Source organism: Citrobacter sp. Cf132, assembly GCF_030333885.1.
In the GTDB taxonomy this organism is placed as follows: Bacteria; Pseudomonadota; Gammaproteobacteria; order Enterobacterales; family Enterobacteriaceae; genus Citrobacter; species Citrobacter freundii.
In genome coordinates, this window is record NZ_JAOWFA010000057.1 from 778,568 (window position 1) to 802,865 (window position 24,298).

Genomic DNA, 24,298 nt, shown 5'->3' on the forward strand with positions numbered 1-24,298 from the left:
CTTCTTGCATTATCTGGTCAGAACGGCGCTGTATTAACAGCGCCATTTTTTTATACCTAATCCGGGTAAGGCTGAGCGAAGTACCAGTAAAAAAAATCCCGCCAATGGCGGGATTTTAAGCAAAGTATTTCTGAATTATTCCTTGATCAGGAAATCGTCCAGTTGTTTACCTTGCTCTTCCATCGCTTTTTTGATCACTGCCGGTGTACGACCCTGGCCAGTCCAGGTTTTAGTTTCACCGTTTTCGTCAACATAGCTATATTTAGCCGGACGTGCAGCGCGTTTAGCTTTGGTGCCAGATTTAACAGCAGCCATGCTATTCAGCAGTTCGTTCGGATCAATGCCGTCAGCGATCAGCATTTCACGATATTGTTGCAGTTTACGAGTGCGTTCTTCAACTTCAGCGGCAGCAGCGCTTTCTTCTTCGCGACGCTCGCTAACTACAACTTCTAATTTTTCCAGCATTTCTTCAAGCGTTTCCAGAGTGCATTCTCTTGCCTGCGCACGAAGAGTACGGATGTTGTTCAGAATTTTAAGTGCTTCGCTCATTGTAGTAATCTCAAACTTATATTGGGGTGGTTTGTTGAGCTAATAATAGAGCGATAAATTCAGTTGTGCAATAGCCAGGAATGTAAGGAATTCAAAATTGCGCTTTATTTAGTAACAGAATTAATTCTCCTGTCTTAAATTCCCCATGATGTTGGGCATAAAAAAGGCTTATTGGCGAGGGGGCTTCTCAGCGGCTGAGAGTAAAAATTCAAGATTCAGGTCACATTTTATGGTGTACAAATAGTATCTCTTTGCAGTGATTTCAACCTTTTGTATTAGTTTTGCTTACGTGAATTCGCTAATACATGGTGAGAGTGGGTAGATTCAATAACAATATGGGAAGGGTTTCTTTATTGCCGTATGATGATAAGTGACATTGATAAATTTCATGAGCACTATTTGTGAAAGAGAGTGTATATACGCGTCCGAGCTCGGGCTGTATGGTCGATGGTTGTATGCTCTCTCACAACCTGCTACTTAAATTCAGGCGGCACTGAGCGGGCTTGCCCGCGCATTTATACGCCTTTGGGCGCAACGCTACACCGACACTTTCGTGAAATATGATACAATCCCGCGCATATTTATTTCCCCATGTGAGGGCCTTCGGTCAATGGCACAGCTATATTTTTACTATTCTGCAATGAATGCCGGTAAGTCGACTGCATTGCTGCAATCTTCGTACAATTATCAGGAACGTGGGATGCGTGCTGTTGTATATACAGCGGAAATTGATGACCGTTTTGGTGCTGGAAAAGTAAGTTCACGTATAGGTCTGTCGTCGCCTGCAAAATTGTTTAACCAAAATTCATCTTTGTACGAAGAGATTCGTGCTGAAAATGAGCAGCAAAGAATACACTGTGTACTGGTTGATGAGTCGCAGTTTCTGACTCGACAACAGGTTTATGAATTATCTGAAGTTGTCGATCGGCTGGATATTCCTGTGTTGTGCTATGGCTTACGCACAGATTTCCGTGGTGAATTATTTGGCGGTAGCGAATACCTGCTTGCGTGGTCAGATAAGCTCGTTGAATTAAAAACCATTTGTTTCTGTGGGCGTAAGGCCAGCATGGTTTTACGTCTTGATCAGTCTGGAAGGCCCTATAACGAGGGCGAGCAGGTGGTTATTGGCGGGAATGAACGCTATGTGTCGGTATGCCGTAAACACTACAAACAGGCGCAGTCTGAGGGCTCTCTGACGGCGATACAAGAACGACACAGCCACGATTAACCTGCAGGCTTCTGAGCGCTTATAAATACAGGGTAGGCCGGGACATTCGTCAATATTCTCTACCCTGTCAGACTCTCTTCTGACGGCTATTCTCACATCTTCCTGAATACATCTCTTACCGTGCCATTCTATTCACATGGTTAAATTGGGGAGCACTCAATTTTCATAACACAAGACGAAAAAAAACGGTCCCAACTGGGACCGTTTATAGTGAAACTAAAACTTATCTGAGAAAATTAAGCGGATTTCTTCGCTTTCTTTTCTGCTTTCGGTGCAGCTACTGCTTCAGTCTTAGCGGTGGTCTGGCCTTCGCTGTACTCACGACCGTAGTATGTATCCAGCAGGATCTGTTTCAGTTCAGCAATCAGCGGGTAACGTGGGTTTGCACCAGTACACTGGTCATCAAACGCATCTTCAGACAGTTTGTCCACGTGTGCCAGGAAGTCAGCTTCCTGAACGCCAGCTTCACGGATAGACTTAGGAATACCCAGCTCAGCTTTGATTTCTTCCAGCCAGCCCAGCAGTTTCTGGATTTTCGCGGCAGTACGGTCGCCCGGTGCGCTCAGACCCAGATGGTCTGCGATTTCAGCGTAGCGACGGCGTGCCTGCGGACGGTCGTACTGGCTGAATGCAGTCTGTTTAGTCGGGTTGTCGTTCGCGTTATAACGAATAACGTTGCTGATCAGCAGGGCGTTCGCCAGACCGTGAGGAATGTGGAACTGAGAACCCAGTTTGTGCGCCATTGAGTGACATACACCCAGGAAGGCGTTAGCAAACGCGATACCGGCGATGGTTGCTGCACTGTGTACACGCTCACGTGCTACCGGGTTCTTAGAACCTTCATGGTAGGACGCCGGCAGGTTTTCTTTCAGCAGTTTCAGCGCTTGCAGAGCCTGACCGTCGGAGAACTCAGAAGCCAGTACGGAAACGTAAGCTTCCAGAGCGTGAGTGACGGCATCGAGGCCACCGAACGCACACAGGGACTTCGGCATATCCATCACCAGGTTGGCGTCAACAATCGCCATATCCGGAGTCAGCGCATAGTCTGCCAGCGGGTATTTCTGCCCAGTTGCATCGTCAGTAACAACCGCAAACGGAGTCACTTCAGAGCCGGTACCGGAAGTGGTGGTGACGGCGACCATCTTCGCTTTCACACCCATTTTCGGGAACTTGTAGATACGTTTACGGATGTCCATAAAGCGCAGCGCCAGTTCTTCGAAGTGAGTTTCCGGGTGCTCGTACATAACCCACATGATTTTCGCGGCGTCCATCGGGGAACCGCCGCCCAGCGCGATGATTACGTCTGGTTTGAAGGAGTTAGCCAGCTCAGCACCTTTGCGAACAACGGTCAGAGTTGGGTCAGCTTCAACTTCAAAGAACACTTCGGTTTCAACGCCAGCAGCTTTCAGAACGGAGGTGATCTGGTCTGCATAACCGTTGTTGAACAGGAAGCGGTCGGTCACGATGAGCGCACGTTTGTGACCATCGGTAATCACTTCATCCAGTGCGATTGGCAGAGAGCCACGACGGAAGTAGATAGATTTCGGAAGTTTGTGCCACAACATGTTTTCAGCTCGCTTAGCAACGGTTTTCTTGTTGATCAGGTGCTTAGGACCAACGTTTTCAGAGATGGAGTTACCACCCCAGGAACCACAACCCAGAGTCAGGGAAGGTGCGAGTTTGAAGTTGTACAGGTCACCGATACCACCCTGAGAAGCTGGGGTGTTAATCAGGATACGTGCGGTTTTCATCATCTGGCCGAAGTAAGCAACACGTTCTGGCTGGTTGTCCTGGTCAGTGTACAGGCAAGAGGTATGACCGATACCGCCCATCGCAACCAGTTTTTCAGCTTTAATGACTGCGTCTTCGAAGTCCTTCGCACGGTACATTGCCAGCGTCGGAGACAGTTTCTCATGAGCAAACGGTTCGCTTTCATCGACAACCGTCACTTCACCGATCAGAATCTTAGTGGTTTCTGGTACGGAGAAGCCTGCCAGTTCAGCAATCTTGTATGCCGGCTGACCAACGATAGCTGCGTTCAGCGCGCCATTTTTCAGGATAACGTCCTGGACTGCTTTCAACTCTTTGCCCTGCAGCATGTAGCCGCCGTGAGTCGCAAAACGCTCACGTACTGCATCATATACAGAGTCAACCACGACGACAGACTGCTCAGAAGCACAGATTACGCCGTTATCGAAGGTTTTAGACATCAGAACAGATGCAACAGCACGTTTGATATCAGCGGTTTCGTCGATAACAACAGGGGTGTTACCTGCGCCTACGCCGATAGCCGGTTTACCGGAGCTGTATGCCGCTTTAACCATGCCTGGACCACCGGTCGCAAGGATCAGGTTGATGTCCGGGTGGTGCATCAGCGCATTAGACAGTTCAACGGAAGGTTGATCGATCCAGCCGATCAGATCTTTCGGTGCGCCAGCAGCGATTGCTGCTTGCAGAACGATGTCTGCTGCTTTGTTAGTTGCATCTTTTGCACGCGGATGCGGAGAGAAGATGATGGCGTTACGGGTCTTCAGGCTGATCAGCGATTTGAAGATAGCGGTAGAAGTTGGGTTAGTGGTTGGAACGATACCGCAGATGATACCAATTGGTTCCGCAATGGTAATGGTACCGAAAGTGTCGTCTTCAGACAGCACACCACAGGTTTTTTCATCTTTGTAAGCGTTGTAAATGTATTCAGAAGCAAAGTGGTTTTTGATCACTTTATCTTCGACAATACCCATGCCGGATTCGGCAACGGCCATTTTCGCGAGAGGGATTCGAGCGTCTGCGGCAGCCAGAGCGGCGGCGCGGAAGATTTTGTCAACCTGTTCTTGAGTGAAACTGGCATATTCACGCTGGGCTTTTTTTACGCGCTCTACAAGTGCGTTAAGTTCAGCGACATTAGTAACAGCCATGATGCTCTCCTGATAATGTTAAACTTTTTTAGTAAATCATCTGCTCGATACGAGAGTATAGACAGACCGACGAAAATTTGTGTAACGGTTTGAAAATCAAACGGTTAATTAACGTCCACTTTACTTTGATTTACTAAAAGAGCTTATACGCTAGTGCCAGTTAACTCTAACGCGTTACCTCCAGGTGGCGTAAGCAAGATTACTCACTTCTGAGTAGTAATTGCGTGATCTGGATCAAAAAATCGCAAAGCTGACACCTTTCAGCAGGCCCTTTTAGCGTTTCTCGTTAAGTGTTAATAAATTGACGTAATGAATGCTAATAACGTTAGCATAATTAATACATATTAATAACACTGAGTATTGGTAGCGTATTTACGTAGATATACGAAGATAGAAGGTGAAGTATGCTGACAAAAGGCGTATCTTCAGCGCGGATTTTATCAATTTTTATGACTCATTTTATCCGGCTAACGCTTCGGAGCTAACCGTGATCCAAACGCTATTTGATTTTCCTGTCTATTTTAAATTTTTCATTGGGTTATTTGCGTTGGTCAACCCGGTAGGGATCATCCCTGTCTTTATCAGTATGACCAGTTATCAAACTGCTGCAGCGCGAAACAAAACCAACCTTACGGCAAACCTGTCGGTCGCTATCATTCTGTGGACTTCGCTGTTTCTTGGTGATGGTATTCTGCAACTTTTCGGTATCTCAATAGATTCGTTCAGGATTGCCGGCGGCATTCTGGTTGTGACTATCGCGATGTCAATGATTAGCGGAAAACTAGGGGAAGATAAACAAAACAAACAGGAAAAATCAGAAACCGCAATTCGTGAGAGTATCGGCGTTGTACCGTTGGCATTGCCGTTGATGGCGGGACCGGGGGCGATAAGCTCAACTATTGTTTGGGGTACGCGATATCACAGTGCGATTAACCTGTTTGGCTTTTTTGTCGCGATTGCGCTGTTTGCCCTGTGCTGCTGGGGGCTGTTTCGCATGGCGCCATGGCTGGTACGACTGTTGGGACAAACTGGCATCAACGTCATTACGCGTATTATGGGGCTACTGTTAATGGCCTTGGGTATCGAATTCGTTGTTACAGGTATCAAATCCATTTTCCCTGGTTTGCTGGCCTGATATCTCTCTTCTGTACAAACGGAGTCGGTCCCGGCTCCGTTTCCTTTCATTATCAGTAAAACTTCTCACTAAAGTTGAAAATCAGCATAGTGATAATAAAAAATGCTGATGGTTATTCATTTGTTTATTCATTGATTTTATGAATGTAACGCTCATCCATCTGCCAGAGAGAGCCTGATATCGCTGTTATTTAATTAACATCATACTCTGGGGCTTGCTGAAGGATTATCGAAATGTTATTAGTTATTTCAGCGTTTTTTTCAGTTGAATGTGCTAATTAATAACCAATTGTTAAATTTATGTGCATTTTGACGTAGTGTTGACACCTGACAGGGTAGTTAACACCTGGCTTGATGTAATTTATTGTTTTTTATGGATTTTTTATAAAAAACCTTCATTCGTAAGACTTTCTTTGTGAGATTTATTTCCAATAAAAGAGAATTGGTTAACAAATTTGTAAAATGTATTGGCGGTTAAGAAACGCATTTGATACTTTCCGGCCAGGTATTATGCAGAAGAATTCACGTTGATGAGAATCATTTGCAGTTAGTTTCTCTCAACAGGGTAATAGCGTGTTTCCGGCAGGGGAGGCACGTAGATAATCGACGAAAGGCGGTCATACGAACCGCCAGAATAAATAAAGTCGGTGATAGCAAGCAGTAAAACAAAAAACGACCTGACGGCAGAAAATCTCCGGTGCCGTACAGTGATCCTGACAGGATTAACAGTCTGGTTAAAAAACCAGCCATAATAATGAGGGAGTACAACACAATGACTAACATCACTAAAAAAAGTTTAGTAGCTGCGGGGATCTTAACTGCGCTAGTCGCTGGAAATGTTGCCACGGCGGCAGTAGTGCCAGCGGGTGTGCAGCTTGCTGAAAAGCAGACTCTGGTGCGTAATAACGGTTCGGAAGTGCAGTCACTCGATCCCCACAAAATCGAAGGTGTACCTGAATCCAACATTAACCGTGACCTGTTTGAAGGTTTATTAATCAGTGATGTCGATGGCAAACCATCGCCTGGCGTGGCTGAAAAATGGGAAAATAAAGATTTTAAAGTCTGGACATTCCATCTGCGTAAAGATGCTAAGTGGTCTGACGGCACGCCTGTTACCGCGCAAGATTTCGTGTATAGCTGGCAACGTTTGGCTAATCCAAATACTGCATCACCGTACGCCAGTTATTTGCAGTACGGTCACATCGTCAATATTGATGATATTATCGCCGGTAAAAAACCGATCACCGATCTCGGCGTAAAAGCTCTCGACGATCATACTTTTGAAGTCACCCTCAGCGAACCTGTTCCTTATTTCTACAAACTGCTTGTGCACTCTTCCGTTTCACCAGTTCCTAGAGCTGCTGTTGAAAAATTCGGCGAGAAGTGGACCCAGCCCGCTAACATCGTTACTAACGGTGCGTATAAACTGAAAGACTGGGTTGTGAACGAACGCATTGTGCTTGAGCGTAATACCAACTATTGGGACAACGCCAAAACGGTTATTAACCAGGTAACCTACCTACCTATTTCTTCTGAAGTGACTGACGTTAACCGCTATCGCAGCGGTGAAATCGACATGACCTATAACAACATGCCGATTGAGTTATTCCAGAAACTGAAAAAAGAGATCCCGAACGAAGTCCACGTTGACCCGTATCTGTGCACCTATTATTACGAAATCAACAACCAGAAAGCACCGTTCAACGATGTTCGTGTTCGTACCGCCCTGAAGCTGGCGTTGGATCGTGACATTATCGTCAATAAAGTGAAAAACCAGGGTGATCTGCCAGCGTATAGCTTTACTCCTCCATACACCGATGGCGCGAAACTGGTTGAGCCAGAGTGGTTCAAGTGGTCTCAGGAAAAACGTAATGAAGAAGCGAAGAAACTGCTGGCTGAGGCTGGATATACCGCTGAGAAACCGCTGACCTTTGACCTGCTGTATAACACTTCAGACCTGCATAAGAAGCTGGCTATTGCCGCGGCATCTATCTGGAAGAAAAATCTGGGTGCTAATGTGAAGCTGGAAAACCAGGAATGGAAAACGTTCCTCGATACCCGCCATCAGGGCAACTATGATGTTTCACGTGCGGGCTGGTGTGCGGACTATAACGAACCGACGTCCTTCCTGAATATGGTGCTGTCCGACAGCTCCAATAATACCGTCCACTATAAGAGCCCGGCATTTGATAAGCTGATTGCGGATACGCTGAAAGTGACGGATGAAGCGCAGCGCAGCGAACTGTATTCGAAAGCGGAACAGCAGCTGGATAAAGATTCTGCGATTGTACCGGTTTATTACTATGTTAATGCCCGCCTGGTGAAACCATGGGTTGGCGGCTACTCCGGTAAAGACCCGATGGATAATATCCACGTTAAAGACTTGTATATTATCAAGCATTAATGGCAAGACGTGGGGCAATCATTTTTGCCCCACAGTGTCTTTTTTCTTCGAACTATTAATACCGCTTTACCTGAACGTCGGGGTTAAAGAGGTATAAAGGCACACGCCAGAAGGTACGGGCAATGTTAAAATTCATATTACGTCGCTGTCTGGAAGCGATTCCGACGCTGTTTATTCTTATTACGATTTCATTCTTTATGATGCGCCTTGCGCCCGGAAGCCCATTCACCGGGGAACGCGCGTTACCGCCAGAGGTGCTGGCGAATATTGAAGCGAAATATCATCTTAACGATCCTATCTCGACGCAGTACTTCAGCTATCTGAAACAGCTGGCGCATGGCGATTTTGGACCATCCTTTAAATATAAAGACTACACGGTTAACGACCTCGTTGCCTCGAGTTTTCCGGTTTCTGCGAAGCTGGGTGCGGCAGCCTTTATTCTGGCGGTACTCGTCGGCGTTAGCGCCGGGGTGATAGCCGCGCTGAAGCAAAATACACGTTGGGATTACACGGTGATGGGGGTGGCAATGACTGGGGTAGTTATCCCCAGTTTCGTGGTCGCTCCCTTATTGGTCATGATATTTGCCATAACCTTGAAATGGCTGCCCGGCGGGGGCTGGAACGGTGGGGCGTTGAAATTTATGATCCTGCCAATGGTGGCCTTATCACTGGCCTACATCGCCAGCATCGCTCGTATTACTCGCGGTTCGATGATTGAAGTGCTGCACTCTAACTTTATTCGTACCGCGCGCGCCAAAGGGCTGCCGATGCGGCGGATTATTTTCCGCCATGCGTTAAAACCTGCGCTGTTGCCAGTGCTGTCCTATATGGGACCGGCATTTGTCGGCATCATCACCGGTTCGATGGTTATTGAAACCATCTATGGTTTGCCTGGCATTGGTCAGTTGTTCGTCAACGGCGCGTTAAACCGCGACTATTCGCTGGTTCTGAGTCTGACCATACTGGTGGGTACTCTGACCATCGTATTTAACGCGATTGTCGATGTGCTTTATGCCGTTATCGACCCGAAAATTCGTTACTGATACTGGAGCTCGCTATGATGTTAAGTAAGAAAAACAGCGAAGCGCTGGAGAATTTCAGTGAAAAGCTGGAGGTCGAAGGCCGCAGCCTGTGGCAGGACGCGCGTCGACGCTTTATGCATAACCGTGCTGCGGTAGCAAGCCTGGTGGTGCTGGTTATTATTGCGCTGTTCGTGACGCTCGCGCCGATGCTGTCGCAGTTTACCTACTTCGATACTGACTGGGGCATGATGTCCAGCGCGCCGGATACGGAATCAGGCCACTATTTCGGTACTGACTCGTCGGGACGCGACCTGTTGGTGCGCGTGGCGATTGGCGGGCGCATCTCGCTAATGGTCGGCATTGCGGCGGCGTTGGTCGCGGTGGTTGTCGGTACACTGTACGGTTCTCTGTCGGGCTACCTCGGCGGAAAAATCGACTCGGTGATGATGCGTCTGCTGGAAATTCTCAACTCCTTCCCGTTCATGTTCTTCGTGATCCTGCTGGTCACCTTCTTTGGGCAAAATATCCTGCTGATTTTTGTCGCTATCGGGATGGTCTCCTGGCTGGATATGGCGCGTATCGTGCGTGGACAAACGCTGAGCCTCAAGCGCAAAGAGTTTATTGAAGCGGCGCAAGTGGGTGGGGTGTCTACCGTGCGTATCGTTATCCGCCATATTGTGCCGAACGTGCTGGGTGTGGTGGTGGTATACGCTTCATTGCTGGTGCCGAGCATGATCCTGTTTGAATCCTTCCTGAGCTTTTTGGGACTAGGTACGCAGGAGCCGTTAAGTAGCTGGGGCGCTCTGCTCAGTGATGGTGCCAACTCAATGGAAGTCTCACCATGGCTGCTGCTGTTTCCGGCAGGTTTCCTGGTGGTCACTTTGTTCTGTTTTAACTTTATTGGCGATGGCTTGCGTGATGCCCTCGACCCGAAAGACCGTTAAGGAGTGCAGCCATGAGCGTAATTGAAACCTCAACCGCGCCGCTCGCGCAACAACAGGCTAACGCACTGCTGAACGTAAAAGATTTGCGTGTGACGTTCGCTACCCCCGACGGCGATGTAACTGCGGTCAACGATTTAAACTTTTCTCTGCGAGCTGGAGAAACGCTGGGTATTGTCGGAGAATCCGGTTCAGGTAAATCGCAAACGGCCTTTGCCCTGATGGGCCTGCTGGCGGCTAATGGTCGTATCGGGGGCTCCGCAACGTTCAACGGACGTGAAATTCTGAACTTACCGGAACGTGAACTGAACAAACTGCGCGCCGAGCAAATCTCGATGATTTTCCAGGACCCGATGACGTCTCTCAATCCGTACATGCGGGTCGGGGAGCAGTTGATGGAAGTTCTGATGCTGCATAAAGGCATGGGCAAAGCGGAAGCTTTTGAAGAGTCGGTCAGAATGCTGGATGCGGTGAAAATGCCGGAAGCGCGTAAGCGCATGAAAATGTATCCGCATGAATTCTCCGGTGGTATGCGTCAGCGCGTTATGATCGCTATGGCGTTGCTGTGCAGGCCCAAATTACTGATAGCCGATGAACCGACCACTGCGCTCGATGTGACGGTACAGGCGCAAATCATGACGCTGCTGAATGAACTGAAAAGCGAATTCAACACCGCGATTATCATGATCACCCACGATCTGGGGGTTGTTGCCGGTATTTGCGATAAAGTTCTGGTGATGTACGCCGGTCGTACGATGGAATACGGCAGTGCGCGGGATGTCTTTTATAAGCCCGTTCATCCGTATTCGATTGGTTTGCTGAATGCCGTACCTCGTCTGGATGCAGAAGGGGAAGAGATGCTCACGATCCCGGGCAACCCACCGAACCTGCTGCGTCTGCCAAAAGGCTGTCCATTCCAGCCGCGTTGCCCGCATGCGATGGAAATCTGTAGCAGTGCTCCGCCACTGGAGGAATTTAGTCCAGGCCGTTTGCGCGCCTGCTTTAAGCCGGTGGAGGAACTGGTATGAATGCGGTAACCGAACAACGTAAAGTGCTCCTTGAGATTGCTGACCTTAAAGTCCATTTCGATATTAAAGATGGCAAACAGTGGTTCTGGCAACCATCTAAAACCTTGAAGGCAGTTGATGGCGTAACCCTGCGACTGTATGAGGGCGAAACCCTGGGCGTGGTCGGTGAATCAGGCTGCGGGAAATCGACCTTTGCCCGTGCGATTATCGGCCTGGTGAAGGCCACCGATGGAAAGGTTGCCTGGCTGGGTAAAGATTTACTCGGCATGAAACCCGATGAGTGGCGGGAAGTACGCAGTGATATCCAGATGATTTTCCAGGATCCGCTGGCATCGTTAAACCCGCGCATGACCATTGGTGAAATCATTGCCGAACCGCTGCGTACTTATCATCCGAATCTTCCTGGTCAGGAAGTCCGCGATCGTGTGAAAGCGATGATGATGAAGGTAGGATTACTGCCCAACCTGATTAACCGCTACCCACATGAGTTTTCAGGTGGCCAGTGTCAGCGTATTGGTATTGCCCGCGCGCTGATCCTCGAACCGAAGTTGATTATCTGCGATGAACCCGTTTCGGCGCTGGACGTGTCAATCCAGGCCCAGGTGGTTAACCTGCTGCAACAACTTCAGCGAGAAATGGGATTATCGTTAATCTTCATTGCCCACGACCTCGCGGTGGTTAAACATATCTCCGACCGTGTGCTGGTTATGTATCTCGGACATGCGGTGGAATTAGGGACCTATGACGAGGTGTACCATAACCCGCTGCATCCTTATACCAAAGCGCTGATGTCTGCGGTGCCTATCCCCGATCCGGATCAGGAAAGGAACAAGGTTATCCAGTTGCTGGAAGGCGAGTTACCGTCCCCGATTAACCCTCCTTCCGGTTGCGTGTTCCGTACGCGCTGCCCGATTGCAGGGCCGGAATGCGCAAAAACGCGCCCGGTTCTCGAAGGAAGTTTCCGACACGCAGTTTCCTGCCTGAAAGTAGACCCGCTATAATTCCGAGGGCTGACAAAAGTCAGCCCTTTTTTTGGTGAGGTATCTGTGCCAGGTTTAGTCTCTTCTGTCCGCCGCGCGCTCTTTCGCAAATTATTCGATTTAAACACCCGTTCAGGGCGTCGCTTTGAAGGTATGTGCGCGCTATTCGCCTTGCTCAGCGTTATTGTTATCTTCATTGAGTCCGGAGTAGGGACGCAATACCATTTAACCTTTGAGGAATGGCGCGTTTTTGTCTGGCTGGAGATCTTTATTACTCTGGTCTTTACTCTCGAATATCTTCTGCGCTTATGCTGTTGGGCCAATCCCGCCAAATATGTGTTTAGTTTCTGGGGGATAGTTGACCTTGCCACCATTCTGCCGCTGTATGTGATGTGGCTATGGCCGGAAATCAGTCTGAGTTATGTTTTCGCCTGGCGGGCGATGCGTGTCCTGCGCGTCCTGCGTATTCTCAAGCTGTTGCGCTTTATGCCTTCTCTACGGGTGTTCTGGAATGCGTTAAAAAGTGCCCGACATCAGCTGATGTTGTTCTATTCCTTTATCGCCATTCTGATGGTGGTTTTTGGTGCGATGATGTATCTGATTGAAGGGCCAAAATATGGATTTACTACGCTGAATGCGTCGGTGTATTGGGCGATTGTTACTGTAACCACCGTCGGCTATGGCGATATCACACCGCACACCCCGTTGGGGCGCATGGTAGCGTCCGTGCTTATCCTGATTGGTTACTCGGTGATTGCCATACCGACGGGATTGATTACCACGCACATGAGCAGTGCGTTCCAGCATCGCGGGCACCAACGAAAATGTCCCCAGTGTCAGCAGGCGCAGCACGAACATAGCGCGCAGTTTTGTAACCGTTGCGGAAGCAAACTACCGGGCTAAAAATAAAAAAAGCTGCGAGAGCAGCTTTTTTGTTTGATTATTCGCGCCAGAGAATATGGCAGAGCTTATGATCTTTTTCGCGACATAATAAAACGCGCGCAAAAATATCGTTAATCTCACCGTCTTCTGTATCTGCCAGACCAATCACCACTTCGGCGAAGAAATCAGGGTTCAGGTCAAAATCAACATGCTCCTGCCAGTCTTCTGCCGGATCGAATAACTCGGCACCGCCGCGTTCTTCAAACTGCAAATTGAACAGAATGATATCTGCCGGATCGAGGTTATCCGCAGCCAGTTCGAGAAAAATGTCGTAAGCCTGCTCAAGCGTTTCGTCTTCGGTCAGGCGATTGTTCAAATCCATATCCATAATGACTACCTGTTTACTGTCTGATGGGCACGTTTTACAGCAACGGACTAAAGAAGTAAAACAGTCGCTCTGCTATCCGCTGCCAGAGTGGTCGTTTTACCCACAAACGGGCATCAAGCAGGCGGGAACGCGAAATATAATCATCCTGCACGGCGGCGAGATCGCCGCCGAATCCAGCATCGTCAATGACCAGCGTGATTTCAAAATTGAGCCATAGACTGCGCATATCCAGGTTAACGGTACCGACCAGGCTCAGCTCGCCATCGACCAGTACGCTCTTGGTGTGCAGCAGGCCGCCTTCGAACTGATAAATTTTAACGCCAGCTGCCAGCAACTCAGTGAAAAAGGCCCGGCTTGCCCAGCCAACCAGCAGGGAATCATTCTTACGTGGAAGAATGATACTGACGTCGACCCCACGCTGCGCTGCTGTACAAATTGCATGCAGCAAATCGTCGCTGGGAACAAAGTAAGGCGTGGTCATAATTAAATATTCGCGCGCTGAATAAGCTGCGGTTAACAGCGCCTGATGAATCAAGTCTTCTGGGAAACCAGGACCCGAGGCAATTGTGTGAATGGTGTGCCCGCTGGCCTGTTCAAACGGCATGATATTAACGTCCGGCGGCGGGGGCAAAATGCGCTTTCCGGTCTCAATTTCCCAGTCGCAAGAATAGACGATGCCCATAGCGGTGGCTACCGGGCCTTCCATTCTTGCCATTAAATCAACCCATTGCCCAACGCCTGCATCTTGTTTGAAGAAGCGCGGATCGACCATGTTCATGCTGCCGGTATACGCAATGTAGTTGTCGATCATGATCATTTTGCGGTGCTGACGCAGGTCCATACGGCGTAAAAATACACGCATCAGGTTCACCTTCAGCGCTTCTACAACCTCGATACCTGCGTTACGCATCATGGCCGCCCAAGGGCTGCGGAAGAACGCCACGCTGCCGGCGGAGTCCAGCATCAGTCGACAGTGAATGCCTCGCCTCGCGGCAGCCATTAACGACTCGGCTACCTGATCGGCCATACCACCCGGCTGCCAGATGTAGAACACCATCTCTATGTTGTGGCGCGCCAGCTGAATATCGCGGATCAGCGCCTGCATCACGTCATCTGAACTGGTGAGCAGCTGCAGCTGATTACCCTTAACGCCGGCGATTCCTTGACGACGCTCGCACAGTTTAAATAAGGAGGAGGCGACGCTGCTGTTTTCCTGCGCAAAAATATGCTTACAGGCTTTAAGATCGTTCAGCCACTTGGCCGTTGACGGCCACATTGCCCGGGCACGTTCGGCGCGGCGTTTACCCAGGTGGAGCTCACCGAAGGACAGATAAGCAATGATCCCTACCAATGGCAGAATATAGATGATCAAAAGCCAGGCCATTGCGGAGGGCACTGCGCGTCGTTTCATTAGAATGCGTAATGTTACGCCAGCAATGAGTACCCAGTAACCCAGAATGACCAGCCAACTCACCACGGTGTAGAAGGTTGTCATAAATTTAAAAATCCTTTTGAAAGCGTATTGTTAAGAGTTTACGCATCAGGATTAATCTGGCAAATAAAAACACGGGAAAACCGCTGGTCTGCATTCGGTGTGGCGTTATAATGGTCACTCAGTGACTGAAAGAGTAGTAAACATGAAGCGTAGTAGAACGGAAGTGGGACGCTGGCGGATGCTGCGTCAGGCTAGCCGCCGTAAAGCACGTTGGCTTGAAGGACAATCGCGTCGTAATATGCGTATCCACACTATCAGAAAGTGCATTCTCAACCATCAACGCAACTCGTTGCTGTTTGCGATCCACAGCATCTGATCCCAAAAGGGCACCGCTGGCGGTGCCCAATGTCTGTTTTCTCGTTCTGATCCTTAAATACTTGCCTGACTATCATGATCGCTTTTGGTCCAGGTAAGAGATAACCATTTTATTATTTATATTATTGTCATCTTTCAGGTACCGTATCTACTTGAAAAGAAAAATGCTGCTGACAAGAAAATATGTTTTATTTCAGTAAGAATTGATACATTTTAACGATTAAACAACGAGACAGTATGATGGCATTCGACAACATTAAAGCCGATACCCACCGTGAATTTGGTTATTTCTCATGGAGTAAACTAATAATTGGCACAGTAATTAGCAGAACATTCCGTATCATTGTGATGATGCGTATATGCCAATACTGTGCGGTTTCGCGCACACCGCTGCGTATCATGCTCTATCCATTTAAGATATTGCATCGGTGTGCTGCACATATGGGTTCAATGGATTTTCCATCGAGCACGCAGGTTGGTGCCGGGTTGGCTATCACTCATGGCTGGGGGATAGTGATATCGCCGAGTGCAAGAATTGGAAAAAACGTTACCTTATTTCATGGTGTAACCATCGGTCAGCGAGATACTATTCAGGGACAAGGAACCCGCATTACAGCTTACCCCATTATTGAAGATGAAGTTTGGATTGGTCCAAATGCTGTCATCGTCGGTGGGGTTATCATTGGGCAAGGGAGTAAAATTGCTGCTGGGGCGTTTGTTACCGAAAGTATCCCGCCTTTTTCTGTCGTTGTTGGTAATCCTGGTGTGATTGTTAAAACCGGGTGCATCCCGGACGTAATGAATAAAGCGCCTTTGTTGCAAGGAAGAACTGTTGAAAAAACGGCGGCGTAAATTTCTCGCTGATTATACTTTTCTTTTTATTATCAAAACGATAACTCTATTTTGGAGTGCGTGGTACATAATAATGTGGTCAGGTATTACCCGTTATCCTATTCTGTAAGTTTATTGTCTTTTGAGGAAAGTCATTATGTGTACAAATCTTTTTGACAACGCTCGTCGCTACACTGACGAGAAAAAGTAACAATCAAAGCCGCTATCTGGACTGACCCCATAAAGTTGGACAGTTCATGTTAAGCGGCTTTTTACTTGGGTGAATATTGGTATCCGAATGGATGTGACCCCATATTTTGGTCAAGCGTCAACGCTGCAGGGCGCTAGTCGCCTCGGTATGTTCTGCTTGTTTAAATGCGCGTTGAAACATGGGGAGCAAAAGAGTACTGCCAAATGCGCTCAGATGGTTACTGTCTGAGTAAAGTGGACGTCCAGCTGCATCTCCCCAACACCGGCCATCCTTGCAAAGATAGGGTAACGGATTGAGAATATTGACGCCGCAGCGCAGGGCAGCCTCATCCTGTGCTGCCCAAATGGCTGTTTGTCGATGGTAATATTCATCGAGCGAAATAGATACTTTATTGTCTGACTTCCCAAACATCAGTGCCCTGGCCATTGTATTAGGCACATCGATTGCCATTTCAGGAATAGGGCGGACCAGAAATACCCTCTGACTATTCTCTATGGAACACAGAGTTTTTACGAGTTGCTGGCTAAACTGTTGTGTTAAATTCTGATTGGGGTGTTCAATCGGCGTATCAAAAAATCCCATAGGAATATTAAAAAAATCGTCCTTTTCATTTTGTCCCAGGATAGCGAGGCTGCTTCTGTTAGCGATAAAGACGAGTTTATTTTTATATTCATTATTTAGTAAATTAATAGCTCGATCATTAAATAGTTTACAGTCATCATTAATATCCTCTCTTCGTTTCATGCCTAACACGGTCGGACAGCTCGCATAGGTCATCTCAATAACCTCACCGGGTGCAGCCTCTGCGACAGCTGAAACCAGCATGCTTGCATGGCTGTCTCCCAGGACAATGGCTGTTAACTCTCCCTTGCCATACCTGCACATCGGAGACTCACTTCCTCTACCCGGCGCGAGCAGGCATTTTTCAAATCGGGATGCGTAATCAAGTTTCGGGATCATCGCTAATTCAATTGCCGGGTTAATTCTGCCGTCGACTTGCTGATAACGAGCCCCTGCAGCCATTCCACCAGTGCTCAAAATCAACAGTAATAATACCCAGCTCTGTTTGCGTGCAGGGGTTATTGCAAGCTGTTTGCGTGTCGGAATCTCCACGAGCAATAAAGAGATCTTTCCCAACAGCACACTCATTACGATGCCAGTAGCAATCCACCAGGCGTTGTGCTGTTTGTCGGCATAACTGAGCAGTACCGCCAGCGGCCAGTGCCACAAATAAATTGAGTAAGAACTGGCACCTATCTGTCGAAAAATTGCCGTAGAGGTAAAAAAAGACTGCTGGCGATTAGCCGCAAGAACCAGCATGGTCCCCAGCACAGGAACCACGGCATAACTTCCCGGCCATGGTCGTGTCGCATCCAGGAATGTGACTGACAGGGCAATTAAAATAAAACCCATCAACTCTAGTATTCGGGCTGGGCGCTGCGACATAGAATGCTGACGAGTTATCCACCATACAGCTCCTCCAGATAATAATTCCCAAATGCGGGTAGGGAGTAAATAAAATGCACTACCTGGGAGTCGAGGGCTCACGTAAATTGATAGTGCTAATGACAGTACGCCTGCGGCGATAAGTGCAAACTTAACACCCTGCTTGCCAAACCAGCGCCAGAGTAAAATGCAGCCAACAGGCAGCAAAATGTAAAATTGCCACTCCACTGAAAGAGACCATGTGTGCAGCAACCAATTTTCTCTGGAAGTGATATCGAAATAACCCGCTTCGCGCCAAAATTTTAGATTGGAAACGAAAGTAAGCGCTGTTATGGCATTGATTGCCAGCACATGATAATCAGCGGTAGGCAACCAAAACCAACCTAAGAAAAGTAATGTGCTACATAATGCAATTAAGGCAGGAATAATTCGTCTGGCACGTGCCAGATAGAAACCCCATAATGAAAAATTACCACGTTCAAGGCCGTTTACGATGATGGCGGTCATCAGGAAACCTGATATAACAAAAAAAACATCAACACCGATAAAACCACCGCTAAATCCGGGTACGCCAAAGTGATAAAATACGACCGCTAATACAGCCCATGCTCGCAGGTCATTGATATCATGGCGGAATGATTTAGGCGTGGGAGAGGCGGGACGGAACGAATCAAAAGCCATAATTGACTAAAATCCCGTATATCGTGACAACACAGCCTGTCTGCATTGTGACAAATTAATCTCGATAGGTAATAAAATACACTGGGGTTGAGTAAGAAACAATCAATGAAACGCTAATATACGGTCGTTGCTACCTTTTAAAAGGGTACTTATCATTGCTTTGATATGCTGAATTAATGCAAAGAGACGAGAAGTGAGGGCGTTTAGACTAATGTGCACCTAAATGCGCCCTCACTGGCTATGTATTTTGCTTACTGCTCAGTATTTTTATAAATGAAAATGGCTTTTTGTTTTGTCAAAATACTTTCTTGTAAGGTTTTACTGAAACCTGAGCATAAACGCCCGCTGCAACATACGGATCGGCTTCCGCCCACGCCTGTGCCGCCTCCAAAGATTCAAATTCGGCAATCACCGTCGAGCCGGTAAAACCCGCCGCACCGGGATCGTTACTATCGACCGCTGGCATGGGGCCCGCCGTGAGCAAACGACCTTCGTCATGAAGGAGTTGCAGGCGAGCCAGATGAGCAGGGCGCACGGAAAGACGTTTTTCGAGAGAGTCTGCGATATCTTGGGCGTAAATAACATACAGCACGGGTAGAACTCCTTGAACGGTAAAAGTCGTTAATAACGTTATTGGAAAGGCCTAACAACTGCAACGGAAAGATAACTGATATGTTAAGGCCATACTCTGAAAGTGGTTTATTATCATAAAATCGCGTTTTAAATGTCAGTTACCGCCACGGGCTTATTGAATATGATTGCTATTTGCATTTAAAATCAGGGCCTGGTTTTTTTACTGAAACGATTATGACTTCAATGACCCTTGATTTACCTCGTCGCTTTCCCTGGCCAACATTACTGTCTGTAGGCATTCATGGTGCCGTAGTGGCTGGTTTGCTGTATACCTCGGTACATCAGGTTATTGAACTGCCTGCGCCAGCGCAGCCGATCTCTGTCACGATGGTCGCGCCTGCCGATCTCGAACCACCTCAGGCCGTTCAGCCGCCGCCGGAACCCGTTGTCGAGCCTGAACCGGAACCAGAGCCGATTCCAGAGCCACCAAAAGAGGCGCCGGTGGTGATTGAAAAACCGAAGCCCAAGCCTAAACCGAAGCCAAAACCGGTGAAAAAGGTGGAAGAGCAGCCGAAACGCGATGTTAAACCAGCAGAACCGCGCCCGGCCTCCCCGCTGGAAAATACGGCACCTACGCGCACAATGACCAATACCGCGCCGGCAACTACCAGCAAACCGGTGGTCAGTGCGCCATCGGGTCCACGCGCTTTAAGCCGTAATCAGCCTCAGTATCCGGCGCGAGCTCAGGCGCTGCGCATTGAAGGGCGGGTAAAGGTCAAATTTAACGTAACGCCGGATGGTCGGGTTGAAAATGTGGAGATCCTGTCTGCACAGCCTGCCAATATGTTTGAGCGTGAAGTGAAAAACGCGATGCGTAGATGGCGTTATGAAGCAGGTAAACCCGGTTCTGGACTCGTGGTGAATATTGTTTTCAAATTAAACGGCACAACTCAGATCGAATAAGTATCAGGCCGTCCGGCAATGATCAAGAGTGATGATTGCCGGATAGCATTACTGGCGTGTGCTATCAGGCCAACGTGGGGATTGGACGCGGTTTCCCGTCTTTATCAACGGCAACGTAGATAAACAGAGCTTCGGTGGCCTTATAACGCTGGCCAATAGGTTCAGAAGCGACTTTCTTCACCCAAACTTCAATATTGATGCTGATTGAGGTTGTCCCGCGCTTCACACAGCGCGCATAGCAGCACACTACATCACCTACGGCGACCGGGCGCAAAAAGCTCATTCCTTCAACCCGCACCGTTACCACACGACCATGTGCGATCTCTTTGGCCTGAATCGCGCCACCTATATCCATTTGTGACATCAGCCAGCCGCCAAAAATATCACCGTTCGCGTTGGTATCGGCAGGCATGGCCAGAGTGCGTAAAACAAGTTCACCCTGGGGAGTGTTATTCGTTGTTGTCATTGTAGAACCGACTATAGAGAAAGATTACAGGCGCGATGCTACTAGAATTTGTGCGTTGAGAACAGAGGGGATGCGGCATGCAGAGCAGATGTAAGTCAGGTTGTCAGCTCTATGGAACGCGAGGGGATAAAAATTCGCCAGATCCGCAGATCTGGCGAGCATGTATTACGATTTATCTTCTTGCGGCAGATGACGGTAAATATAGACCCCACTCAGCAGCGTAAAGAATAAAGTCAGGGCGGTCAGGCCGAACACTTTGAAGTTGACCCAAATGTTCTGCGGTAGCCAAAATGCAATATAGATATTCGCCAGACCACACAGGATGAAAAAGACTGCCCAGGCTAAATTTAGTTTCGACCACACTGGCTGCGGCAGGGTCAGTTCTTTACCTAACATGCGCTGGATCAGCGGCTTTTTCATCACCCACTGGCTTACCAGCAATGCACCAGCAAACAGCCCGTAAATCACCGTTACTTTCCACTTAATGAATTCATCGTTGTGGAAAAAAATAGTCAGGCCACCAAATACGGCCACCAGGACAAAGGTGATTAACGCCATCTTCTCGACCTTGCGATAGCGAACCCAGCTGTAAATCAACACTACAGCCGTCGCGACAATCAGCGCCGAGGTCGCCGCATAGATGTCGTAAAGCTTATAAAAAGCAAAAAAGACAACCAGCGGTAAAAAATCAAGAAACTGCTTCATTCTTCGATTCCGTCATCAAAAGCACCGGGTACAAGCCCGGAATGCGTTCAGGGTTTATTGGCGAATCAGCATGTACAGGCGGAACAAATAGATCAGCAACACCGCGGAGATCATATTGCTCAGCGTATTCGCCAATACCGCGCCTACATTCGGCGTAAGTACTGCAAAACTTGGCGCAAAAAGCAACAGCAGCGTTTTTGCCAGCAACCAACCGATTACTGCCGGCGCAACCAGTCGCATATTCGACCACGCCAGACGCATACTGTTGCGCATCGCGGCAAAGACACCCATTTTGTCCTGTACCAACATCACAGGTGCGAGTGCCAGCAGGATGGCCAGCAGAATACCGGGAACAACAACCAGCATAATACCGATTTGCACCAGCAGAGTAGTCAAAAAAATCAGAATAAACAGCTTTGGCAACACTGGCGCACTGGCGCCGATGGCACGTAATGCGCTGACCCGATGACCTGCTGAAATCAGCTGAATCATCAGGATGACACCACCGGCGAGGATGGCATTACCAATCAGACCGGAAAACGTAGACGCCGCGGAAGCGCGTAGCAAAATTTGCTGTTGCTCCGGGGTCATGTTTTGCACCAGATCGAACAACCCCACGCTGCTGGTTAACTGATCGCCTTCACTGAGTTGCGCAATTTGTGCGTCAGTGGGGGAAAAGGCATGCCCTAACACCACTGTGATAAACGCGCACAACAACGATACCAGCAAGATGGTAATGAATTGATTACGGAAAAAGTTTCCCGTGTCACGGTAAACGGATTTCGCCGTGATAGACATGCACTCTCCTTGAGTTTTGCAGGTGTTCATTTGCGGGCAATTGTACCCTGGATAACTCTACAGTGGCAGCATCGCGCGATGTATGGAAAAGCATATCTTTGTAAAGCTGCGGTAATTTTTGGCTATGACTTCAGCGTCGTGCATGAACGCTGTTTGTTATCTGCGCATCGCGTGCAGATAACAATCACCCATCAGCAATGAGCTGGAGGTACTTGCACATTGAAAATATATCAAAATTGATCTGAATTAATTTAACCAGGATTTTGAATGCAAGTTCTAACTTAATCTGGATCAATAAATGTTAAATTATCAAAGTCAATGTGATCCATGTTAGATCATTTATTACTCCAAAGTAGGTATATTCATTCCGCTTTTATAACCATAACGATGGAGCGGACATGAAAAAATTAACAGTTGCAGCATTGGCTTTAACAACTCTTCTCTCTGGTAACGCATTTGCGCATGAAGCTGGAGAGTTCTTTATTCGTGCAGGTTCAGCCACCGTCAGGCCGACGGAAGGTGCAGGTGGTACGCTGGGCAGCTTAGGTGGCTTTGATGTCAGCAATAACACGCAGTTGGGTCTGACATTTACCTACATGGCAACCGACAATATCGGTGTTGAATTACTGGCGGCTACGCCGTTCCGCCATAAAATTGGTACTGCAGCAACGGGTGATATTGCCACCGTACATCATTTGCCGCCGACGTTAATGGCACAGTGGTACTTCGGTAACTCCAGCAGTAAACTGCGTCCGTACGTAGGTGTTGGTGTGAACTACACGACCTTCTTCGATGAAGGCTTTAACGATAACGGTAAAGAAACAGGATTATCGGACCTGAGTCTGAAAGATTCCTGGGGTGCAGCAGGGCAAGTCGGTATGGACTATCTGATTAACCGCGACTGGCTGATTAACATGTCGGTCTGGTACATGGATATCGATACTACTGCGAAGTACAAATCTAATGGTGCTGTTCTGCCGCAAGCCCGTTATAGCGACAGTGTACGCCTCGATCCGTGGGTGTTTATGTTCTCTGCGGGTTATCGTTTTTAAGTTCTTCTGCAAAACTCCTCTGCAAAACTGGTCATCAAATGACCAGTTTTTTCCATTCTTTTCCACGCGTATTGTTGTTTTGACCAGCCGTAGTCAACTGAGTCACGTGTGCTTCTGAACGCATCAGTCAGAGATGCTGGTTGTACCGCTCCACCCATTTAGCATTTCCCTTTGTTGGAGTGGTGGAGTAAATATAGGCTAAGTATCTTGTCCCGGTACTAAACGAACACACTATCAAATAAGGCGCAGTGCAAGATGACTTGTAGCGCTCTCTTTAAGCAGTACCGCGGTAACTTTAATAGCCAGTGTGTTTATCTGGAATATCGCTTTTGTTTCTATTCTCTTATGCATTATTACTGCGGCTCATTTATTACGTACAAAAAAGAACCTGCAGATAATCAGGGGATAACTTATCCAAAATGTTAACTATTGATAAAATTAAAGTAACATATCGTAAAATTTGGATATTTTATTTTTCATGGACTAAGGTTTATACATCATGATATAATGTGATGGCAGATTATTTACCATTCAATAATGTAAATGAATTTTCGAGGAGATCATTCCAGTGGGACGTAAGTGGGCAAATATTGTTGCTAAAAAAACAGCTAAAGACGGTGCAACGTCTAATGTATATGCAAAATTCGGTGTAGAAATTTATGCTGCTGCTAAACAAGGCGAACCAGACCCAGAATTAAATACATCTTTAAAATTCGTTATTGAACGTGCGAAACAAGCGCAGGTTCCAAAACACGTTATTGATAAAGCCATTGATAAAGCCAAAGGCGGCAGCGATGAAACGTTCGTGCAAGGGCGTTATGAAGGCTTTGGTCCCAGTGGCTCACTGATTATCGCTGAAACATTGACTTCAAACGTTAACCGTACGATTGCTAATGTCCGCTCAATTTTTAATAAAAAAGGCGGGAATATCGGAGCGGCGGGTTCTGTCAGCTATATGTTTGACAATACCGGAGTAATTGTATTTGAAGGGACAGACCCTGACCATATTTTTGAAATTCTGCTTAATGCTGAAGTAGATGTTCGTGATGTAACCGAGGAAGAAGGAAACATCGTTATTTATACTGAATCTACAGATCTTCACAAAGGCATTGCAGCTCTAAAAGCAGCAGGAATTACTGAGTTTTCAACCACAGAATTAGAAATGATTGCTCAATCAGAAATTGAACTTTCACCAGAAGATTTAGAAGTCTTTGCAGGGCTTGTTGATGCTCTTGAAGATGACGATGATGTTCAAAAAGTATATCATAACGTTGCAAATCTCTAATGATAG

General features: G+C 47.7%; 22 protein-coding genes and 1 pseudogene. 13 read left to right on the forward strand and 10 right to left on the reverse strand.

The genetic code is table 11. The annotated features are described in order from the left end of the window. Positions 1–135: 135 nt before the first annotated feature. On the reverse strand, positions 136–549 hold the full coding sequence (gene hns, locus OGV85_RS17155) for a histone-like nucleoid-structuring protein H-NS (protein ID WP_003020723.1): 414 nt from the start codon (positions 547–549) through the stop codon (positions 136–138). Between the two features lie 610 nt (positions 550–1,159). Here hns and tdk point away from each other — a divergent pair. Continuing rightward, the gene (gene tdk / locus OGV85_RS17160; RefSeq protein WP_003020720.1) at positions 1,160–1,777 is read left to right on the forward strand and encodes a thymidine kinase; all 618 of its coding nucleotides are present in this window, start codon (positions 1,160–1,162) and stop codon (positions 1,775–1,777) included. Positions 1,778–2,013: 236 nt separating this feature from the next. Here tdk and adhE read toward each other — a convergent pair whose 3' ends face one another. After that, positions 2,014–4,692 (reverse strand): bifunctional acetaldehyde-CoA/alcohol dehydrogenase, encoded by a 2,679-nt coding sequence (adhE, locus tag OGV85_RS17165; RefSeq protein WP_003020717.1) that lies wholly within the window; start codon positions 4,690–4,692, stop codon positions 2,014–2,016. A gap of 487 nt (positions 4,693–5,179) precedes the next feature. On the opposite strand from adhE, the gene ychE reads away from it, so the two are divergent. The 7 genes from ychE (at position 5,180) to OGV85_RS17200 (ending at position 13,104) form a co-directional block, all read left to right on the forward strand. Further along, positions 5,180–5,827, forward strand: a complete 648-nt coding sequence (gene ychE, locus OGV85_RS17170) for an NAAT family transporter YchE (RefSeq protein ID WP_061547998.1) — start codon at positions 5,180–5,182, stop codon at positions 5,825–5,827. 771 nt (positions 5,828–6,598) lie between these two features. Continuing rightward, the gene (gene oppA / locus OGV85_RS17175) at positions 6,599–8,230 is read left to right on the forward strand and encodes an oligopeptide ABC transporter substrate-binding protein OppA (protein ID WP_003020712.1); all 1,632 of its coding nucleotides are present in this window, start codon (positions 6,599–6,601) and stop codon (positions 8,228–8,230) included. Positions 8,231–8,352: 122 nt separating this feature from the next. Further along, a complete protein-coding gene (gene oppB, locus OGV85_RS17180) occupies positions 8,353–9,273 on the forward strand; it encodes an oligopeptide ABC transporter permease OppB (protein WP_003020708.1) in 921 nt (306 codons plus the stop codon). Positions 9,274–9,287: 14 nt separating this feature from the next. Beyond that, positions 9,288–10,196, forward strand: a complete 909-nt coding sequence (gene oppC / locus OGV85_RS17185) for an oligopeptide ABC transporter permease OppC (RefSeq protein ID WP_003020701.1) — start codon at positions 9,288–9,290, stop codon at positions 10,194–10,196. Positions 10,197–10,207: 11 nt separating this feature from the next. After that, positions 10,208–11,221 carry a murein tripeptide/oligopeptide ABC transporter ATP-binding protein OppD gene (gene oppD, locus OGV85_RS17190; protein WP_003020699.1) on the forward strand — a complete coding sequence of 338 codons (1,014 nt, stop codon included), beginning with the start codon at positions 10,208–10,210 and terminating at the stop codon, positions 11,219–11,221. After that, the gene (gene oppF, locus OGV85_RS17195) at positions 11,218–12,222 is read left to right on the forward strand and encodes a murein tripeptide/oligopeptide ABC transporter ATP-binding protein OppF (protein WP_003020696.1); all 1,005 of its coding nucleotides are present in this window, start codon (positions 11,218–11,220) and stop codon (positions 12,220–12,222) included. The genes oppD and oppF overlap by 4 nt, the downstream gene beginning before the upstream one ends. 45 nt (positions 12,223–12,267) lie before the next feature. Beyond that, complete coding sequence (locus tag OGV85_RS17200) at positions 12,268–13,104, forward strand: ion transporter (RefSeq protein ID WP_003020693.1); 837 nt, start codon at positions 12,268–12,270, stop codon at positions 13,102–13,104. A gap of 37 nt (positions 13,105–13,141) precedes the next feature. Here OGV85_RS17200 and OGV85_RS17205 read toward each other — a convergent pair whose 3' ends face one another. Both OGV85_RS17205 and cls read right to left on the reverse strand, forming a co-directional pair. After that, positions 13,142–13,471 (reverse strand): HI1450 family dsDNA-mimic protein, encoded by a 330-nt coding sequence (locus tag OGV85_RS17205; RefSeq protein WP_003020691.1) that lies wholly within the window; start codon positions 13,469–13,471, stop codon positions 13,142–13,144. A 34-nt stretch (positions 13,472–13,505) separates the two neighbouring features. Further along, positions 13,506–14,966, reverse strand: coding sequence for a cardiolipin synthase (gene cls / locus OGV85_RS17210; RefSeq protein WP_003020687.1), 1,461 nt, complete (start codon positions 14,964–14,966; stop codon positions 13,506–13,508). A gap of 142 nt (positions 14,967–15,108) precedes the next feature. Between cls and OGV85_RS17215 the strand changes: the two genes are divergently transcribed. Both OGV85_RS17215 and OGV85_RS17220 read left to right on the forward strand, forming a co-directional pair. Continuing rightward, complete coding sequence (locus OGV85_RS17215) at positions 15,109–15,282, forward strand: YciY family protein (RefSeq protein WP_003020684.1); 174 nt, start codon at positions 15,109–15,111, stop codon at positions 15,280–15,282. A gap of 236 nt (positions 15,283–15,518) precedes the next feature. After that, positions 15,519–16,133: a serine acetyltransferase gene (locus OGV85_RS17220; protein WP_008322523.1), complete on the forward strand. Its 615-nt coding sequence runs from the start codon at positions 15,519–15,521 to the stop codon at positions 16,131–16,133. 307 nt (positions 16,134–16,440) lie between these two features. Here the strand turns inward: OGV85_RS17220 and OGV85_RS17225 are convergent, their stop codons facing one another. Both OGV85_RS17225 and OGV85_RS17230 read right to left on the reverse strand, forming a co-directional pair. After that, positions 16,441–18,450 (reverse strand): acyltransferase family protein, encoded by a 2,010-nt coding sequence (locus tag OGV85_RS17225; RefSeq protein ID WP_061547997.1) that lies wholly within the window; start codon positions 18,448–18,450, stop codon positions 16,441–16,443. A 295-nt stretch (positions 18,451–18,745) separates the two neighbouring features. Then, entirely contained in the window at positions 18,746–19,042 is a 297-nt protein-coding gene (locus OGV85_RS17230) for a YciI family protein (protein WP_003020675.1), read from the reverse strand. 215 nt (positions 19,043–19,257) lie between these two features. Between OGV85_RS17230 and tonB the strand changes: the two genes are divergently transcribed. After that, positions 19,258–19,986, forward strand: coding sequence for a TonB system transport protein TonB (gene tonB / locus OGV85_RS17235; protein ID WP_168150127.1), 729 nt, complete (start codon positions 19,258–19,260; stop codon positions 19,984–19,986). Between the two features lie 64 nt (positions 19,987–20,050). On the opposite strand, the gene yciA is transcribed toward tonB, so the two are convergent. The 4 genes and pseudogenes from yciA to OGV85_RS17255 form a co-directional block, all read right to left on the reverse strand. Beyond that, the gene (gene yciA / locus OGV85_RS17240) at positions 20,051–20,452 is read right to left on the reverse strand and encodes an acyl-CoA thioester hydrolase YciA (RefSeq protein WP_003020670.1); all 402 of its coding nucleotides are present in this window, start codon (positions 20,450–20,452) and stop codon (positions 20,051–20,053) included. A 165-nt stretch (positions 20,453–20,617) separates the two neighbouring features. Continuing rightward, complete coding sequence (locus OGV85_RS17245) at positions 20,618–21,157, reverse strand: septation protein A (RefSeq protein ID WP_003020667.1); 540 nt, start codon at positions 21,155–21,157, stop codon at positions 20,618–20,620. A 54-nt stretch (positions 21,158–21,211) separates the two neighbouring features. Beyond that, the gene (locus OGV85_RS17250; RefSeq protein WP_003020663.1) at positions 21,212–21,955 is read right to left on the reverse strand and encodes a YciC family protein; all 744 of its coding nucleotides are present in this window, start codon (positions 21,953–21,955) and stop codon (positions 21,212–21,214) included. A 28-nt stretch (positions 21,956–21,983) separates the two neighbouring features. Further along, positions 21,984–22,070, reverse strand: a pseudogene (locus OGV85_RS17255) (YkgJ family cysteine cluster protein); the annotation flags it as partial. A gap of 283 nt (positions 22,071–22,353) precedes the next feature. Here OGV85_RS17255 and ompW point away from each other — a divergent pair. Then, positions 22,354–23,007 carry an outer membrane protein OmpW gene (gene ompW, locus OGV85_RS17260; RefSeq protein ID WP_003020660.1) on the forward strand — a complete coding sequence of 218 codons (654 nt, stop codon included), beginning with the start codon at positions 22,354–22,356 and terminating at the stop codon, positions 23,005–23,007. A 568-nt stretch (positions 23,008–23,575) separates the two neighbouring features. After that, positions 23,576–24,292 carry a YebC/PmpR family DNA-binding transcriptional regulator gene (locus tag OGV85_RS17265; RefSeq protein ID WP_003020658.1) on the forward strand — a complete coding sequence of 239 codons (717 nt, stop codon included), beginning with the start codon at positions 23,576–23,578 and terminating at the stop codon, positions 24,290–24,292. Positions 24,293–24,298: the final 6 nt, after the last annotated feature.